The following is a 15,676-nucleotide window of genomic DNA, read 5'->3' as shown; positions in this document are numbered from 1 at the left end:
CTGCCCGGAGATGCAGCGGGCGACGCGGAGCAGGACGTGGTCGGCGTCAATCCGTGGGCGCCCGCCGGTGCGATCCCGACCGTTCCGTCTCGTGGTGCCACGGCCCCATCAGCAGGACGTCGAGCACCTGCAGCCAGCCCGACCGCGTGCACCACGTCGTCTCCAGCACCATCGTGCCCGGCACGTAGCGGCGGGCGGCCGGGACGTCGGCACCGTCGGGGTGCAGCCGGAACGTGCCCGCGTCGCGGTCGAGGACCGCCCCGAACACGCTCGGCGAGTCCATCCGCGGCAGGCACAGCCACTCGACGGCGCCGTTCGGGGCGATCAGCGCGGTCGTCTCGCAGTCGGAGAGGAACCCGTAGTCGGCGATCGGCGGGAAGGCGCTCCCCGCGTGGGGCTCGACGTTCATGGCGGGAGGATGCCTCGACGTGGCCGCCTCGTCGCGCTGCGTCACCGATTACGGTGACCCGACATGGTCGTCCGCAATGCTCCCGTGATCTCCTCGCAGGCCCACGACGACGTCGAGCCGGTGCGGGTCGAGGTCGTCGACGTCTCCGAGGTTACCCCCCGGATGCGGCGCGTGCGGTTCGCGGGGGACGTCGACGGCCTGCCGGTCTCCGGCCCCACCGACCACGCCAAGCTCTTCTTCCCGACGGCGGGTGCGGAGGCTGCGCGGCCCGAGATCGGCCCGCGGGGGCTGGCGGCTCCGCTGCCGGGACGGCCGCGTCCGTACCGGGAGTACACGCTGCGGTCGGTGTCCGACGGGGTCGTCGAGGTCGACTTCGTGCGGCACGGTCACGGGCTCGCGGGCTCGTGGGTGGAGGACCCGCGCGGGGCGCTCTGGCTGTACGGGCCGCGCTCCTCGCTGCGCCACGACCCGCGCGACTGGTACCTCCTCGGCGGCGACGAGACCGCGCTGCCGGCGCTCGGGCGGTGGCTGCGTTCGTTGCCGTCGGACGCCGTGGGCACCGTGTTCGTCGAGGTCGCGGACGCCGCGGAGGAGCAGGCGCTGGACGGACCGGCGGGGATGTCGGTGCAGTGGTTGCACCGGGACGGCGCCGAACCCGGGACGACGACCCTGCTCGGCGACGCCGTGGACGGGTGGACCCGGCCCGAGGGGGAGGGGCTGGTGTGGATGGGCGCCGAGGCGTCGGCGCTGCGCCCCGTCCGTCGGCGCCTGCGTGACCTGATGCCGACCGAGTGGATCGACCTCGACGGCTACTGGCGCCGCGGGGTGGAGGGCACCGGCCTCGGCTGACCCCGGGCTGCTGCGTTGCGGCGCGCACACGGTCCGCGTCGGTCGTCCTCCATCTGCGCGCGCATAGCGGGACGCACACGGTGGGGACGAAGCGCCGAGGTTCACAAGGGGCAGGTTCCGGGGGCTGCGCGCGTGCCTGGTGTAGACCTCGCGGGCGGAGCAGCGCTCGTCGCGTTCGCGAGATTCACGTGGGGCAGGTCCACGGCGCCGCGAGCATGCGTGGTGTGCACTTCGGCGGCGGCGCGTATGTGGGGCGCAACGCGCGAGCAGATGGAGGACGACCCGCGCCGGCCGTGTGCGGGACGCACACCGAGCCGGCGTCAGGCCAGGACCTCGCGGAGACGCACGGCGAAGGCCTTCGCCTGCCCGGGCCACGGCCCGTTCTCGTCGCCGAAACCGCCGTGGCCGCCGGGGAAGACGACCGGCTCCTGACCGAGCTGCTCGGCGAGGGCCCGCGTCGTGCGCGCGGTGAAGGCGTCACCGGTCTCCTCGCCGACCGCGAGGAGTACGCGGGTCGGCGCCGCCCGCAACGCCTCGAGGTCCGGCCGGTACCGGACGACCGCGACCGCGCGGTCGCTGAGCAGCGGGTCGTCGCGGGAGCCGTCGTCCTCGGTCGGCATGCCGAACATGGCCGGGTCGGGGTCGGGCTGCGCGAACCAGTCGTCGGTGTACTCGCCGGACCAGGACGTGTAGGCGATGAACGCGGCCATCCCCGCACCCCAGCCGCGCTCCGCGTAGATCCTGCGCCACCCGTCGAAGCCACGCTCCGCGGCCTCGGCGTCGGGCAGCACGCCGATGATCGGCGGCTCGTGGGCGACGAGGGTCGCGACGTCGTCGGGGTGGGCCGTCACCCAGGCCAGGGCCGTGACCGCCCCGCCGCTGGAGGCGAACACGTCGACCGGCCCGCCGCCGAGTTCGGCCACGAGGGCGTGCAGGTCCTCGGCCTGGACCTCGGGCACGGAGGTGTCGTCGCCGTCCGAGCGGACCGAGCGGCCCAGACCGCGGGGGTCGTAGAGCACGACGCGGAGATCGGGGAGGTGCGACGCCAGGGAGTGGAAGCCCTCCGCCGTCATCGGCTGGCCGATCATCACCAGGGGACGACCCCCGGCGGGGCCCAGCACGTCGTACACGAGCTCGACCCCGGGCAACGACAGCGTGTGCGTGGTCACATCAGTACGGTATCAGGACCGATCGGTAGAGCGGAACAACCAGAGGAGGCCCAGGATCGGCAGGATCAGCGGGAAGAGGCCGTAGCCGATGCCGAAGTCGGTCCACACCGTGTCGTCGGCGAAGTCCTGCGGTGCGAGCAGCGTGAACAACCCGATCCCGATCACCCCGACCAGCTCGATCCACACCGCCACCAGCGCCAGTCGCCGCTGCCGGCGCCCGATCGCGACCGCCGCGAGGATGTACACCGCCGCCGAGAACGCCGACAGCAGGTAGGCCAGCGGAGCGACCGAGAACTGGGTCGCGATCTGGTAGAGCGCCCGCGCACCGGCCGAGATCGCGAACAGCACGTAGACGGCCAGCAGGACCTTCCCCGGGCCGCTGTCGATACGGCGCTCAGACACCGGTCACGTCCCACACCTGCGTGGTGCGCAGCACCAGGACCGCGTAGGTCACGCCCGCGATCGCCAGCACCACCGACCCGTACCGGTTCCGTTCGCCATACGCCAGGGCGGCACCGATCGGCAGCACCACGAGCAGGGCGATCAGGTACCCGACGATCTCCGCGACCGCCCCGGCCGCCCGCCCCGGCGACACGACCAGCAGCACGACCGCGATCACGGCCTGCACGAGCGCGAGCACCTCGAGCACCACGAGGCCGAGCCGGTGGGGGTAGGTCGGCGCCTGGTCCACCGCGGCCGACACCGCGCACCAGAGCGCCCAGGCCAGGCCCGCCACGCCGAGGACCCAGGCGAGGAGAACGATCACGGTTCCCAGTATGGCCGCGCCCGACGTCGGGCACTCTCGCGCCCGTGTCCCGACGCGATCTCGCCGCCACGCTCCGCGACCTCGACGGACAGAGCTATGCCCGCTACCGCTCGCTGGTGGGCGAGTGGCCGATCCCGCACGGCACGCTCGAGGTCGTCCGCACCCAGGCCGACCCGTTCGCCCCGCCGTCCCGGGTCCGGATCACGCTGCCCGACGCCGCGCCGGAGCACCTGACGACCACGGCGGACCGCCGTCGCGCCCACGCGACCTTCCTGCTCCGGCGCCTCCACCGTGCGCTGCGTGGCACGCCGTTGCAGCTGGACGCGGGCGGCCAGGAGGTCCTCGACCGCACGGCGGGTCGCGTGCTCCCCGACGGCACCGTCGTCGTCGAGCTCGGCGCCCCGCTCCCCGGGCCGAAGCGCCGCATCCTCGGCCGGGAGGCCGCGACGTTGCTGGGGGAGACGTTGCCGGCCGCGGTCGCCGGGCTGCGCTGGGAGGCTCTTCCCGACGACGGGCGTGGTGCGGCGACGCGGTTCGCCGAGACCGTCGAGGACGCGGTCGCGCTCCGTGGCGCCCTCGCCGACCGGGGACTGGTCGCCTTCGTCGCCGACGGCGCCGTGCTGCCCCGCCGCTCGGGGATCGACGACCGGCCGCTCGAGCGCGCGACCCCCTTCGCCGCCCCGGAGGGTCTCCGGGTGACGTTGGGGACGCCGAACGCGGGACCCGTCGTCGGGATGGGGATCCCGGAGGGCGTGACCCTGATCGTCGGCGGCGGGTACCACGGCAAGTCGACGCTGCTGCGCGCGATCGAAGCCGGCGTACACGACCACGGGCCGGGGGACGGTCGCGAACGGGTCGTCGCACGGGTGGACGCCGTCAAGGTGCGCGCCGAGGACGGCCGCAGCGTGGTGCGCAGCGACGTGTCGGCGTTCGTCTCGCACCTGCCGTCGGGAGAACCCACCGACGACTTCAGCACCACCAACGCGTCGGGCTCGACGAGCCAGGCCGCCTCGATGGTGGAGGCGATCGAGGCCGGGGCGGGCGTGCTCCTCGTCGACGAGGACACGTCGGCGACCAACATGATGATCCGCGACGCCCGCATGCAGCAGCTCATCGCGACCGAACCGCTCGTGCCCTTCGTCGAGCGCATCCGCCCGCTGCACGCCGAGCGCGGGGTGTCGTCGGTGCTGGTGATGGGCGGGTCGGGCGACTACCTCGGGGTGGCCGACACGGTGATCATGATGTCGTCCTACGCGGCCGACGAGGTCACCACGCGGGCCCACGAGATCGCCGCGTCGACCCCGGGGCGCACCGAGGAGCACTCCGGGTTCCCGGCGGTCGCCGCCCGGGTGGTCGATCCGGGCTCGCTGGACCCGGCGGGCCGGCAGGGCAAGCGGCGCATCACCGCGCGCGGCACCGACACCCTGACCTTCGGCGAGGACGACGTCGACCTGTCGGCCGTGGGGCAGGTCGTCGACCGGTCGCAGGTGACGGGCATCGGGCGGGCCATGGCGTTGCTCGGCGACCACGTCCTCGACGGCGGGATCACCCTCGCCGAAGGGCTCGACGTGCTCGACGCGCAGATCGCCCGCGAGGGCGTCGAGGCCCTGCGCGACGGTCCCCGCGACCCGGCCGACCTCGCCCTGCCGCGCCGGCACGAGGTGGCGGCGGCGGTGAACCGGCTGCGGTCGCTCCGCGTGCTGACGCTGCAGCGGGAGCAGTAGAAACGCTCCGTGTGTAGATGATCCAGAGCTGTTGCGCTCAACGGGTGACAACCGACCAGTAGGGCGCAACCGTGTGGAACGCTGCGCTACGGCGGGGGGCCGATCAGGACGCGGAGGGGGCGGGCCGTGAGCACGACGACGGACACCAGGGACGACGAGCTGCGGTGGGAGTTCTACCGCTCGGCGATGGCGGCCTGGGTCGAGGCGGCCGGACGCGCGCCCGTCCCCGCACCGCGCACCTCGCCGGAGGAACGGGACGGCCGCGTCCCGCGCTGATCAGCCGACGCGCAGCGGGCGCTCGACGGGACGCACGGGGGTGTTCCCGACGACGGGTCCGGTCGGACGACCGTGTCCCGCGGCCTCGAGCGCGCGGCGGATGCGCGCCGCCACCGCGGTGAGGAGGGCGGGCAGCTCGCCGGGGCCCGACCCGTCGTCGTGGACGACGAGGCTCAGGGCCGCGGCGACGCCGCCGTGCCGGTCGTGGACGGGGACCGCGACGGCCAGGGCGCCGTCGGTGAGCTCGCCGCGCAGGATCGCGACGCCGTCCCGGCGCACCTGCGCGAGGCGGACCCGCAGCAGGCACGGGTCGACCTGGGTGCGCGTCGTGTAGCGGCCGAGGGGGCGGGCGAGGACCTCGTCGACGTCGGCGGGGTCGGCGTGCGCGAGCAGCACCGTGCCCGTGCCGGTGGCGTGCAGCGGCCACCGGTCGCCGACCCGGCTCGACACCGGCGCACTGCGCCGCGAGCGCAGGGCCTCGACGTAGACCACCTCGTGCCCGTCGAGCACCCCGAGGTGCACGTTGCCCGACGTCGCCCGGTGCAGGTCGTCGAGGTGCGGGAACGCGATCTCGCGCAGCCCGAGACCACGCGGTGCGAGGGCGGAGAGCTCCAGCAGGCGCAGGCCGATGGAGAACCGGCCGTCCTCGCCGCGCTCCAGCCCGCCCCAGGCCGACAGCTCGCCCACCAGACGGTGGGTCGTCGAGAGGGACAGACCGGCCCGGCGTCCGATCTCGGAGAGGCTCAGGGCGCGGTGGTCGGGCCCGAAGGCGCCGAGCACGTCGAGGACGCGGCTCGCAGCGGTGCGATGGGACATCGCTCCCGATGTCACCACACCGGAGAGGTGGATCACAAGGGACCTTGATGGTTCGGTGACGCCATGGACATCGACGCGCTGGACGCGATCGACGTGCACGTGCACGTCGAGGCCGACGCCCACGGCCACTGCTCGCTCGACCCCGAACTGCTCGACGCCTCGGCCGGCTACTTCAAGGCCGGCGAGAACCGGACGCCGACGGTCGAGGACATCGCCGCGTACTACCGCGAGCGCAACACCGCGGCGGTCGTGTTCACCGTGGACGCCACGAGCGCGACGGGGCACCCCGCCCTGTCCAGCGAGGAGATCGCCGACCGCGCCGCCGCCCACGCCGACGTGCTGATCCCGTTCGGGTCGGTCGACCCCCACGGCGGCGCCGCCGCGGTCCGACGCATCCGCTCGCTCGTCGCGGACCACGGGGTGCGCGGGTTCAAGTTCCACCCGAGCCTGCAGGGCTTCGAGCCGCACGACCGGCGCCACTACCCGCTCTACGACGCGATCACCGAGCTCGGCGTGCCGGTCGTGTTCCACACCGGACAGACGGGGATCGGCGCAGGCCTGCCCGGTGGGCGCGGGATCAAGCTGCGCTACTCCGACCCGATGCTGCTCGACGACGTCGCCGCCGACTTCGCCGAACTCACCATCGTCATGGCCCACCCGAGCGTGCCCTGGCAGGACGCCGCCATCTCGATCGCCACGCACAAGGCCAACGTGTTCATCGACCTCTCCGGCTGGTCCCCGACGTACTTCCCGCCGCAGCTCGTCCGGGCGGCCGGACGGTGGCTCTCCGACAAGGTCCTGTTCGGGTCCGACTACCCGGTGCTCACGCCCGACCGATGGCGCCGCGACTTCGCGACGCTGGACGTCCCGGACGACGTGCGCCCGCGCATCCTCAAGGACAACGCCCGCCGGCTGCTGGGGATCTGACTTCCGCCTGACGGTGGCCTGCTTGTCCGGTTCGTGCCCTCCCGGGACGGTGCGGGACGTGAGCGAGCAGACCCGCACCCACCCGTCGTCGGGATCGAGCCCGAGGAAGGTCGCGCTCGCGAGCCTCGTCGGCACCAGCATCGAGTGGTACGACTTCTACATCTACGGGCTCGCGGCCGTGACCGTGTTCGCGCCGCAGTTCTTCCCCGGCTCGTCCCCGCTGGCCGGCAGCCTCGCCGCGTTCGGCACGTTCGCGGTCGGGTTCATCGCCCGACCGATCGGCGGCGTGCTGTTCGGCCACCTCGGCGACCGGGTGGGGCGCCGGAACACGCTGGTCATCACGCTCGTGACGATGGGCCTCGCCACGTTCCTCATCGGCCTGCTCCCGTCCTACGCGACGATCGGCGTCGCTGCACCGGTGCTGCTCGTCGTGCTGCGGCTGGTGCAGGGCTTCGCGGTCGGCGGTGAGTGGGGCGGCGCGGTGCTGCTCTCGACCGAGCACGCCCCCGGCGGGAAGCGGGGGTTCTACGGCAGCTTCCCGCAGCTCGGCGTCCCGATCGGGCTCATCGCCTCGAACGCGGTCTTCCTCGTCCTGACGGCGGGTCTGTCGCCCGAGGCGTTCTCCTCCTGGGGCTGGCGGGTGCCGTTCCTCGCCTCGGCGCTGCTCGTGATCGTCGGGCTGTGGGTGCGCCTGCAGGTCACCGAGAGCGAGGAGTTCACGGAGGTGCGCTCGGCGGGTCAGTCGATGGTGCTGCCGATCGCCGGGGTGCTGCGCCACCACCTGCCGCAGGTGCTGTGCGGGATCGCGCTGTTCACCGGCATCACCGGCGTCGGGTACATGGCCGCGACGTTCTCCATCCAGTACGGCGCGAGCGCCTACGGGATGCCCCGGACCGGGCTCATCGCGGTGGTGCTCGTCGTCGCGGTGATCGAGGTGCCGATCATCCTGTGGTTCTCCGCCGCGGCCGACCGCTGGGGGCTCTCGCGCACGATCCTCGGGGGCGCCGTGGCGACGGCCGTCGTCATGGCAGTGTTCCTCCCGCTCCTCGCCTCGGCCTCGCTGGTCCTCGCGGCCGTCGCGATCGCCGGGGCCCGGTGGGGGTCGGCACCGATGTGGGGGCCGTCCGGGGCATTGGCGGCGCAGGCCTACCCGGCGGAGGTCCGCTACAGCGGAGCGTCGGTCGGCTACCAGCTCGGCTCGATCACCGGTGGCGCCCTCGCCCCGATCCTGACGACGCTGCTGCTCGCCAGCCCGCTGGGGATGGTCGGGGCGTCGGTCTACCTCGTCGCGATCGTCGTCCTGTCGGGGATCGGCGCGGTGCTTGCCGCCCGCCTCCTTCAGAAGCGGGCGATCTCCTCGTCGGTGTAGCCGAGCTCGCGCAGCACCTCGGAGGTGTGCTGCCCCATCGTCGGGGGCGGGCCGGACGGGGCGGGCGGGGTGGCCGCCTCGCCCGCGACCTGCACCGGGAACCCGGTGCCCACGTACGTCCCGACGCCGGGCTGCTCCAACGTCACGTGGTGGCCGCGCTCGTGCGACCACGGGTCGGCGTACAGGTCGTCGAGGGTGTTGATCGGGCCGCAGGGCACCCCGGCCGCCTCGAACCGCTCCGCCCAGTGCGCGACCGGCTCGGTGGTCATCACCTCCTCGACGCGCGCCATCAGCTCGTCGCGGTTGGTCGAACGGGCGGCGTTGTCGGCGAAGCGCGGGTCGGCCACGAGCTCGTCGAGCCCGAGCACCCCGCAGAACCGGGCCCACAGCCGCTCGCTGCCGACGGCGACCACGAGCGTGCCGTCGGCGCAGTCCATCGGCTGGTAGGGCACGACCGTCGGGTGCGCCACGCCGAGCCGGCGCGCCCGCTTCTCGTCGTGGAAGACGGCCTGCGCGGCGTAGGTGTGCCACACCGTCTGCGCGTCGAGCAGGGACACGTCGAGGTACTGGCCTCGGCCCGTGGTGTGCCGGGCGTGCAGGGCCATGAGCACGCCGACGATCGCCCACGTGCCCGCGTTGAGGTCCGCGACCGGCAGCCCGATCTTGGTCGGCGGGCCGTCGGGCTGGCCGGTGAGGCTCATGATCCCGCCCATGGCCTGGGCGAGGATGTCGTAGCCGGGCTTGTCGCGGTGCGGCCCCGTCTGCCCGAAGCCGGAGATCGCGACGTGGATCAGGCGCTCGTTCCGGGCGCTCAGGGTCGCGTAGTCGAGGCCCCAGCGCTCCAGCGTTCCGGGCCGGAAGTTCTCGACGAGGACGTCGGCGCGGTCGGCGAGGCGGCGCGCGACCTCCTGGCCCTGCTCGGTCGACAGGTCGAGCACGATCCCGCGCTTGTTGCGGTTCGTCGACAGGTAGTAGAGCGACTGCCGGTGCCCGTCGTCGCCGAGGAACGGCGGGCCCCACCCGCGCGTGTCGTCGCCGTTCGGCGGCTCGACCTTGACGACGTCGGCGCCCATCTCGCCCAGCCACTGCGTGGCGAAGGGGCCCGCGAGCACCCTCGACAGGTCCAGGACACGGATGCCTTCCAGAGGGCGCACGATCACCGACCCTATGCTCGGCGTCCGTGACAGTGCGGACGGTGCCGGTGGTCCTCGTGGCGGGGCACCTCGGGGTCGGGAAGTCCTCGCTGGTCAACCACCTGCTGCGGCACGCCGACGGGACGCGGATCGGCGTCGTGGTCAACGACTTCGGCGCGCTCGGCATCGACGCGATGCTCGTCGCCGGGCAGGCGTCGTCGGTGACGGCGCTGTCGAACGGCTGCCTGTGCTGCGTCACCGACGCCGACGGACTGTCTGCGGTCCTGGCCGACCTCGTCGCCCCCGCGACCGGCCTCGACCTCGTCGTCGTCGAGGCCAGCGGGCTCGCCGAGCCCCGCGAGCTCGTGCGTCTGCTGCTCGCCTCGTCCGACCCGCACGCCGTCTACGGCGGCCTCGTCGCCGTGCTCGACGCCTGCGCGCCCGACCTCGACCACGCCCGCCTCGCCGACCTCGCCGTCGTCAACGGGCTGGACCGGTGCGGGCCGGCGGCCGTCGAGGCCGTCCGCGCGGTGGCGCCCGGGGCGGTCGTCGGGACCTCGCACGGCGCGCTCGACCCGGCGCTGCTCGTCGACCCGGTCCGCCGCCCCCAGCCCGCGCAGCTCACCCTCGACGCGCTGCTCCGCGAGGCCGACGGCGAGCACCCGCACGTGGCCGCCTCCAGCGTGTCCTTCGCGTCGGAGCGCCCGCTGGACGCCGGCCGGCTCGCCGCGTTCCTCGAGTCGGGCCCGGCAGGCGTCGTGCGGATGAAGGGCATCGTGCGCCTTCCCGTCGGGGCGAGCGGAGCGACGGGGGAGGACGAGGAGCGCGGGGGTGGCGTTCTCATCGAGACCCCCGACGTCTGGGAGGTGCAGACCGTCGGCACCGCGATCCGCGTGCGCCCCGCTCCCGGCCGCCTGACCACCCGCGGCGCCCGGCTGGTGCTCATCGGCACCGACCTCGACGAGCCCGCCCTGCGGGCCGCGCTCGAGGACTGCGCGGTGCGCGAGGACGAGCCGGCGCCGTCCGAGCACGCGGCCCTCGCCCTGACCCGCTACCGGATCGACCTGACCTCGGCTTGACCCGCTCCGCCCCGCCGTCCACCGTCTCCGAGGTGGCGAGCGAACCGGACGAGACGCGCGACGGCGTCGGGCTGACCCATCTCGACCAGGCGCTGCTCGCGGACGACCCGACGACGAAGCGGCAGCTCGTCGACCACCTCGACGCCGTGGCGGAGCGGATGCTGCCGCTGCTGACGAACCGGCCGCTGTCGGTCGTGCGCGCCCGGGGCGACCAGCGGTTCATGCAGAAGAACCTGCCCAAGGGCGCGCCGGACTGGATCCGGTCCGTCACGTTCTGGTCGGAGAGCTCGCAGCGCGACGTGCACTACGCGCTCGCGGAGGACCGGGCGACCCTTCTGTGGTTCGGCAACCAGCGGGCGATCGAGTACCACGTCCCGCTCACCACGGCGGACGAGCCGGGCACGCCGACGCACCTCGTCATCGACCTCGACCCGCCGGAGGGCGCCGACCTCGCGCCCGTCGTCACGGCCGCCCGCGCCGTCCGCCGCGTGCTGCAGGAGGCCGGGTTCGAGCCCGCCGTCAAGACGTCGGGGGCGAAGGGACTGCACGTGGTGACCCCGATCCGGCCCGCCGCGATGGAGGACGTCCACGCGGCGACCCGGGCCGTCGCCGCCCGCGCCGAACGGCTCGAGCCCGACACCACGACGTCCGCGTTCATCCGGGCCGACCGTGGCGGCAAGGTGTTCCTCGACGCCACGCGCGCCGGGGGAGCCACGGTCGTCGCCGCCTACAGCCCGCGCGTGCGACCGGGCCTGCCGGTGAGCTGTCCGGTCGACTGGGACGACCTCGACGACGTCGTCCCGCGCGAGATCACGGTGAGCACACCCGAGCGGTTCCTCGAGGGGCTCACCTGGACCGAACGGCTCGGCGAGGCCCGCGCGATCCCGCAGGACCTCGTCGACGAGGGCCACACCATCCCGGTCGCCCGGGTCGCGGCGATGCACGAGGGCAAGCGCCGGAAGCGGGCGGCCGAGCGGGGCGAGGGCTGACGGAACCCGGAGTATCAGGTACCGTCGGTACCGACAACAACGTCGGACCCAGGAGGAACCGTGCTCGGAGACATCGCCGGGATCGGACCCGTCAAGGACGCGCTCACCGTCACCAACGCCCTGCTCGAGCGGGTGCTCGCGGAACTCAAGGTCACCAACGTGACGCAGCTCGACGCGGTCGTCACCGAGCTGCGCGCGGTCCGCGAGTCGGTCGACCGTCTCGTCGACCTGCAGAAGGACCTGCCGAAGGTCGGGTAGCTCAGCGACGGGCCACGACGAAGTCGTTGTCCAGGGTGGTCCCCGTCGACATCGTCGGGAGCGGGCGACCCCACTGCGCGGCGACGTCCAGCGTCCGGGTCACCCGGGCGTCCCACCCGTCGCGCCGGAGCTCGTCCGCCGGGTGCGGGCGCTGTTCGCCCAGGTCGACCAGTCCGGTCATCTCGACCCCGAAGGGCCGCCCGAACCGGGGCAGGGCCGGGTCCTGCTGGAGCTGCGCGAACGCGCTCGCGAAGTTCTCGACGACGAAGGTGCTCCCCGGTGCGGTCACGGTGCCGACCACCCGCAGGAGGTCGGCCTCGGCGTCCGCGGGCAGGAACGGCAGCAGCCCCTCCGCGAGGAAGGCCGACGGGCGACCGGGGTCGAAGCCCGCGCTCCGCAGCGCGCCCACCCAGTCGTCACGCAGGTCGACGGGCACCGGCACGCGGCGACAGCGCTCCTGCGCTCCCGCCGCCGTCAGGACCTCGTCCTTGAACGCGAGGACCTGCTCCTGGTCGACCTCGAAGACGGTGGTGCCGGCGGGCCAGTCCAGGCGGTACGCCCGTGCGTCGAGTCCGGCGGCGAGGAGGACGACCTGGTCGACCCCGGCGTCGAGCAGGGCCCGGTCGAAGAACCGCGAGCGCAGGCCCTGGTAGGTGGTCATGAGCGACCAGAACTCGTCGACGGGGGTCGTCTCCCCGTCGACGCGCTCGGGATCCGGCCAGGGCTGGTCGGGCCGGGTCGGCACCGGCTGCGCGGTGTCCGCCCGCTGCACGAACAGCTCGGCGTAGGGGTCATCGACGAGAGGGTCCGGGCGGTGACTCTCGACGGCTCGTCCGGCCGCCACCATGAGGGCGGTCCAGCCCACGCTCGAGACGATGTCCCACCGGTCGTTCGCGGTCCGCATGATCGCCGGATACCCGGTACTTGTGCAGCCTAACGAGCACCGGCCCTGACAGAGTGGCCCGGTGCGGTGGCTGCGGCGGGCGGGGATCGTCCTGGCGGCGCTCGTCGTCGTGGTCCTCGCGGGGTCCGCCCTCTACCTCGCGTGGGACGACCTGGCGCCCGTCCGGGTCACCGTCGACGACCCCGGGACCACCGTCGACGCGGTCGGCGTCCCCACCCACGTCGAGCACTGGCCGGCACTGCGGCCGTCGGGCCGACCACCCCTCGTGCTGGTGCCGGGCTTCGCGGAGTCGACCTCCGTCTTCTCCCGCCTCGCACCGCGCCTCGCGGCCGACCGTGACGTCTACGCCTACGACGTGCGGGGCTACGGCTTCACCGCCCACGTCCCGCCGTACACGCTCGCCGCCGACACCGACCAGCTCGCGGGTGTCATCGGTGCCCTGCACCTGACGCGCCCGGTCGTCCTCGGCCACTCCCTCGGCGCCGCGATAGCCCTCTCGCTGGCGCTGCGCGACCCTACGGCGGTCACCGGGGTCATCGCCGCGAACGGCGACGGGACGCCCTACTTCGGGGCCGACCGCAGCAGCGCGGGCGGCGGGGGAGGCCTGCGAACGGTCCTGACGCTCCCACCCGTCGGACCCGCCGTCGTCACCGCGATCGTGCGGCACCGCGGGCCGGTCCGCAGCCTCGTCGAGAGCCAGTGCGGGCCGGGCTGCCCGGTCGACGACGCCGCGATCGACCGCTGGCGCGCCCCCTTCCTGACGCCGGGCGGGGTCACCTCGCTGCTCGCGATCGCGCGGCAACCGCTCATCGGGCTCACCGACGACGAGGAGCGCCGGATCCGGGTGCCGGTGGCGATCGTGTACTCGGAACTCGACACGAGCTTCGACGCCGACGACGCCGCGGCGATGGCGCAGCGGGTGCGCACGCCCCTGGTCACCGGGCTGCCCGGTGCCCGCCACCTGGCCCTGCTCGGCGAACCCGAGCGATTCACGGCCGCGATCGCACCACTGCTCGAACGGCTCGGGTGAATCACCCGCGTCGGTGGGCACCCGGACCGCATGGCTGACACCCGCAATGGTCCCGACCTGCACCCGATGACCGAGGAGCTCGCGTCCGGCGCCAACTTCGCGTCGGTCTCGACGATCCTGCCGAGCGGTCTGATCCAGACGCAGATCCTGTGGGTCGGCATCAAGGACGGCCGACTGGTCCTCAACACCGAGACCCACCGCAAGCGGTACCAGAACCTGCAGCGCGACCCGCGGATCACCGTCCTCATCCGTGACGAGAACGACCCCTACCGCTACGCCGAGGTCCGTGGCGAGGTCAACGACTTCACTACCGGCGACGAGGCCCGCAAGCACATCGACGAGGTCGCCCAGAAGTACACCGGCGGCGACTACCCGCCCGAGGCGATCAAGTCCGAGCGCGTGATCCTCTGGATCACCCCCGAGCGTCAGACGATCGTCGACCAGAACGTCGACACGAGCGACTGACCCGTCTCCACCCGTCGTGAGGGGAACCCTCGCACCACGAGAGCGCTCGGATCCTCCCCTCACGATCAGGTCCCGGTCAGCCGGTCCACCTCCGCGAGCAGGTCGGTGACCTGACGGACGACGCTGAACTTCTCGCGGGCGTACTCGGCGGCGCCGGGGCCCAACGTCTGCTTCCAGTCCTCGTCCAGCGCTCGGTCGATGGCGGCGACGAGGGAGTCGGCGAGGGCCTGCCGGTCGTCGGTCTCCGGGACCAGGACGCCGACCTCGGGGGTGACGAAGTCGCGCGGCCCCCCGGAGTCGGCGCCGATCACCGGGGTGCCGCACGCCATGCACTCGAGGAACACGAGACCGAACGGCTCGCGCCAGGAGGGGAACACGCCGACGTCGGCGGCGGCGAACATCGTCGCCAGGTCCTCCTGCTGGCGCGGGCCGAGGAACACGACCCGCGCCAGCCCGAGCTCGGCGACGAGGTCACGCATCGCCTGCTGCTGCGCCTCCGGTCCACCGCCGGCGACGACCGTGACGATGCGGCGCTCCTCCTGCTCGTACTGCGCGGCCGCGCGCAGCAGGGCATCGAGGCGCTTCCAGTCGGCGAACTTGCCGCAGAAGGCCACCACCGCGTCGAACTCCGGCACGTCGTCGGCGAGGCCGGCGAGTGCGGTGGCCGGGTCGGTGTCGGACTCGCGGAAGACGAGGTCGTTGTAGCCGTTGTGCGAGAGCACGACGCGGTCGCGCGGGAACTCCGGGAACACCTCGGTGAAGGCCTCGATCTGCTCCGAGGAGATCGAGGCGACGACGTCCACGCCCACCCATGGGGTCGAGCTCCGCTGCGCTGCGTCTCCCGCCGCGAAGATGTGCTCCTCCTGCATGAACGGCAGGAAGCGCCACGGGAACTCCTCGGGCTCCGTCCCGGCCTGCTCCTTGTGGAACATCTTGAGTTCGGTGCCGTGGACGAAGCACACCAGCGGGATGCGCGGCTTCCCCGCCTCGACGCGCGCGGCGATGACGTCGCGCATGACGACGGGGTTCATGAACGCGTGGTGGGCGATCGCGAGCGTGAACTCGTCGCCGGTCGAGGCCTCGACCTCGTCCATGAACGCCGTGACCTCGCGGGTCAGCCGGGCGCGGTACGCGTCGACCTCGTCGGGGCCCATCGCGTGCCAGCGGTAGCTGGAGACGGGGGAGACCGACTCGCAGATCGGGATGTCGTGGTCGAGTTCGAAGACTCGCACGTCCTCCTCGCGGAACCGCTGCACGCGCGAGGGGTACATCGAATAGGCGCGGACGCCCTCGATCTCGTTGTACGCCCGGTGGTGCGCCTCGTGGAGGATTCCGGACCCGGGGGCGAACTCACCGCCGCGCTGCCAGTTGTTGGTCCCGAGCTGGAAGATCAACCGGTCGCCCATGGAGCGATCGTAGAGAAGGTCCGAATGGGTGCCCCCGGCAGGATTCGAACCTGCGCTTCCGCCTCCGGAGGGCGGCGCTCTATCCCCTGAGCTACGGGGGCGGTACC

At 73.3% G+C, this 15,676-nt stretch carries 18 protein-coding genes and 1 tRNA gene; 10 read left to right on the top strand and 9 right to left on the bottom strand.

Features of this window, described 5'->3' with window-relative positions; all coding sequences use genetic code 11:
- Nucleotides 1-46: 46 nt before the first annotated feature.
- Entirely contained in the window at nt 47-409 is a 363-nt protein-coding gene (locus BJ983_RS30865; protein ID WP_246325595.1) for a trehalase-like domain-containing protein, read from the bottom strand.
- 63 nt (nt 410-472) lie between these two features.
- Between BJ983_RS30865 and BJ983_RS15050 the strand changes: the two genes are divergently transcribed.
- The gene (locus BJ983_RS15050) at nt 473-1,258 is read left to right on the top strand and encodes a siderophore-interacting protein (protein ID WP_179794527.1); all 786 of its coding nucleotides are present in this window, start codon (nt 473-475) and stop codon (nt 1,256-1,258) included.
- 320 nt (nt 1,259-1,578) lie between these two features.
- Here BJ983_RS15050 and BJ983_RS15045 read toward each other — a convergent pair whose 3' ends face one another.
- Genes BJ983_RS15045 through BJ983_RS15035 form a run of 3 tightly spaced genes read right to left on the bottom strand, consistent with a single transcriptional unit; the run spans nt 1,579 to nt 3,193 of the window.
- Nucleotides 1,579-2,427, bottom strand: a complete 849-nt coding sequence (locus BJ983_RS15045) for an alpha/beta fold hydrolase (RefSeq protein WP_179794526.1) — start codon at nt 2,425-2,427, stop codon at nt 1,579-1,581.
- Nucleotides 2,428-2,439: 12 nt separating this feature from the next.
- On the bottom strand, nt 2,440-2,829 hold the full coding sequence (locus BJ983_RS15040) for a hypothetical protein (RefSeq protein WP_179794525.1): 390 nt from the start codon (nt 2,827-2,829) through the stop codon (nt 2,440-2,442).
- Nucleotides 2,822-3,193 (bottom strand): hypothetical protein, encoded by a 372-nt coding sequence (locus tag BJ983_RS15035; RefSeq protein WP_179794524.1) that lies wholly within the window; start codon nt 3,191-3,193, stop codon nt 2,822-2,824. Before BJ983_RS15035 ends, BJ983_RS15040 begins: the two co-directional genes overlap by 8 nt.
- Nucleotides 3,194-3,237: 44 nt before the next feature.
- Between BJ983_RS15035 and BJ983_RS15030 the strand changes: the two genes are divergently transcribed.
- Together BJ983_RS15030 and BJ983_RS15025 are read left to right on the top strand one after the other, a co-directional pair.
- Nucleotides 3,238-4,917: a P-loop domain-containing protein gene (locus BJ983_RS15030; protein WP_179794523.1), complete on the top strand. Its 1,680-nt coding sequence runs from the start codon at nt 3,238-3,240 to the stop codon at nt 4,915-4,917.
- Nucleotides 4,918-5,043: 126 nt separating this feature from the next.
- Nucleotides 5,044-5,193 (top strand): hypothetical protein, encoded by a 150-nt coding sequence (locus tag BJ983_RS15025; protein WP_179794522.1) that lies wholly within the window; start codon nt 5,044-5,046, stop codon nt 5,191-5,193.
- Here the strand turns inward: BJ983_RS15025 and BJ983_RS15020 are convergent, their stop codons facing one another.
- A complete protein-coding gene (locus BJ983_RS15020; protein ID WP_179794521.1) occupies nt 5,194-6,009 on the bottom strand; it encodes an IclR family transcriptional regulator in 816 nt (271 codons plus the stop codon). It lies immediately after the preceding gene.
- Nucleotides 6,010-6,072: 63 nt separating this feature from the next.
- On the opposite strand from BJ983_RS15020, the gene BJ983_RS15015 reads away from it, so the two are divergent.
- Nucleotides 6,073-6,936 (top strand): amidohydrolase family protein, encoded by an 864-nt coding sequence (locus BJ983_RS15015; protein ID WP_179794520.1) that lies wholly within the window; start codon nt 6,073-6,075, stop codon nt 6,934-6,936.
- 58 nt (nt 6,937-6,994) lie between these two features.
- Nucleotides 6,995-8,305: an MFS transporter gene (locus BJ983_RS15010; RefSeq protein ID WP_218890287.1), complete on the top strand. Its 1,311-nt coding sequence runs from the start codon at nt 6,995-6,997 to the stop codon at nt 8,303-8,305.
- Here BJ983_RS15010 and BJ983_RS15005 read toward each other — a convergent pair.
- Nucleotides 8,275-9,459, bottom strand: a complete 1,185-nt coding sequence (locus BJ983_RS15005) for a CoA transferase (protein WP_179794518.1) — start codon at nt 9,457-9,459, stop codon at nt 8,275-8,277. The two genes, BJ983_RS15010 and BJ983_RS15005, sit on opposite strands and share 31 nt — an antisense overlap.
- A gap of 26 nt (nt 9,460-9,485) precedes the next feature.
- On the opposite strand from BJ983_RS15005, the gene BJ983_RS32295 reads away from it, so the two are divergent.
- Genes BJ983_RS32295 through BJ983_RS14990 form a run of 3 tightly spaced genes read left to right on the top strand, consistent with a single transcriptional unit; the run spans nt 9,486 to nt 11,764 of the window.
- Nucleotides 9,486-10,517 (top strand): GTP-binding protein, encoded by a 1,032-nt coding sequence (locus BJ983_RS32295; protein WP_179794517.1) that lies wholly within the window; start codon nt 9,486-9,488, stop codon nt 10,515-10,517.
- A gap of 32 nt (nt 10,518-10,549) precedes the next feature.
- Complete coding sequence (locus BJ983_RS14995; protein WP_343054182.1) at nt 10,550-11,506, top strand: DNA polymerase domain-containing protein; 957 nt, start codon at nt 10,550-10,552, stop codon at nt 11,504-11,506.
- Between the two features lie 60 nt (nt 11,507-11,566).
- Nucleotides 11,567-11,764 (top strand): hypothetical protein, encoded by a 198-nt coding sequence (locus BJ983_RS14990; RefSeq protein WP_179794515.1) that lies wholly within the window; start codon nt 11,567-11,569, stop codon nt 11,762-11,764.
- A 1-nt stretch (nt 11,765) separates the two neighbouring features.
- Here the strand turns inward: BJ983_RS14990 and BJ983_RS14985 are convergent, their stop codons facing one another.
- The gene (locus BJ983_RS14985) at nt 11,766-12,668 is read right to left on the bottom strand and encodes an SAM-dependent methyltransferase (protein WP_179794514.1); all 903 of its coding nucleotides are present in this window, start codon (nt 12,666-12,668) and stop codon (nt 11,766-11,768) included.
- 61 nt (nt 12,669-12,729) lie between these two features.
- Between BJ983_RS14985 and BJ983_RS14980 the strand changes: the two genes are divergently transcribed.
- Both BJ983_RS14980 and BJ983_RS14975 read left to right on the top strand, forming a co-directional pair.
- Nucleotides 12,730-13,698: an alpha/beta fold hydrolase gene (locus BJ983_RS14980; RefSeq protein WP_179794513.1), complete on the top strand. Its 969-nt coding sequence runs from the start codon at nt 12,730-12,732 to the stop codon at nt 13,696-13,698.
- Nucleotides 13,699-13,728: 30 nt separating this feature from the next.
- Nucleotides 13,729-14,163 carry a PPOX class F420-dependent oxidoreductase gene (locus tag BJ983_RS14975; protein ID WP_179794512.1) on the top strand — a complete coding sequence of 145 codons (435 nt, stop codon included), beginning with the start codon at nt 13,729-13,731 and terminating at the stop codon, nt 14,161-14,163.
- Between the two features lie 65 nt (nt 14,164-14,228).
- On the opposite strand, the gene BJ983_RS14970 is transcribed toward BJ983_RS14975, so the two are convergent.
- Together BJ983_RS14970 and BJ983_RS14965 are read right to left on the bottom strand one after the other, a co-directional pair.
- Nucleotides 14,229-15,569 (bottom strand): glycosyltransferase, encoded by a 1,341-nt coding sequence (locus BJ983_RS14970; protein WP_179794511.1) that lies wholly within the window; start codon nt 15,567-15,569, stop codon nt 14,229-14,231.
- A gap of 29 nt (nt 15,570-15,598) precedes the next feature.
- Nucleotides 15,599-15,670 (bottom strand) — tRNA-Arg (locus BJ983_RS14965).
- Between the last annotated feature and the right edge of the window lie 6 nt (nt 15,671-15,676).

Source organism: Actinomycetospora corticicola, from assembly GCF_013409505.1.
In the GTDB taxonomy this organism is placed as follows: Bacteria; Actinomycetota; Actinomycetes; order Mycobacteriales; family Pseudonocardiaceae; genus Actinomycetospora; species Actinomycetospora corticicola.
Note: the sequence above shows the minus strand (reverse complement) of the source record. Positions and strands in the feature narration are given on the sequence as shown.

Excerpts from the sequence above, each read along its gene's own strand:
- BJ983_RS15015 (WP_179794520.1), top strand. The coding sequence starts at position 6,073 with ATGGACATCGACGCGCTGGACGCGATCGACGTGCACGTGCACGTCGAG.
- BJ983_RS14975 (WP_179794512.1), top strand. The coding sequence starts at position 13,729 with ATGGCTGACACCCGCAATGGTCCCGACCTGCACCCGATGACCGAGGAG.
- BJ983_RS14985 (WP_179794514.1), bottom strand. The coding sequence starts at position 12,668 with ATGCGGACCGCGAACGACCGGTGGGACATCGTCTCGAGCGTGGGCTGG.
- BJ983_RS15020 (WP_179794521.1), bottom strand. The coding sequence starts at position 6,009 with ATGTCCCATCGCACCGCTGCGAGCCGCGTCCTCGACGTGCTCGGCGCC.
- BJ983_RS15050 (WP_179794527.1), top strand. The coding sequence starts at position 473 with ATGGTCGTCCGCAATGCTCCCGTGATCTCCTCGCAGGCCCACGACGAC.
- BJ983_RS14970 (WP_179794511.1), bottom strand. The coding sequence starts at position 15,569 with ATGGGCGACCGGTTGATCTTCCAGCTCGGGACCAACAACTGGCAGCGC.
- BJ983_RS30865 (WP_246325595.1), bottom strand. The coding sequence starts at position 409 with ATGAACGTCGAGCCCCACGCGGGGAGCGCCTTCCCGCCGATCGCCGAC.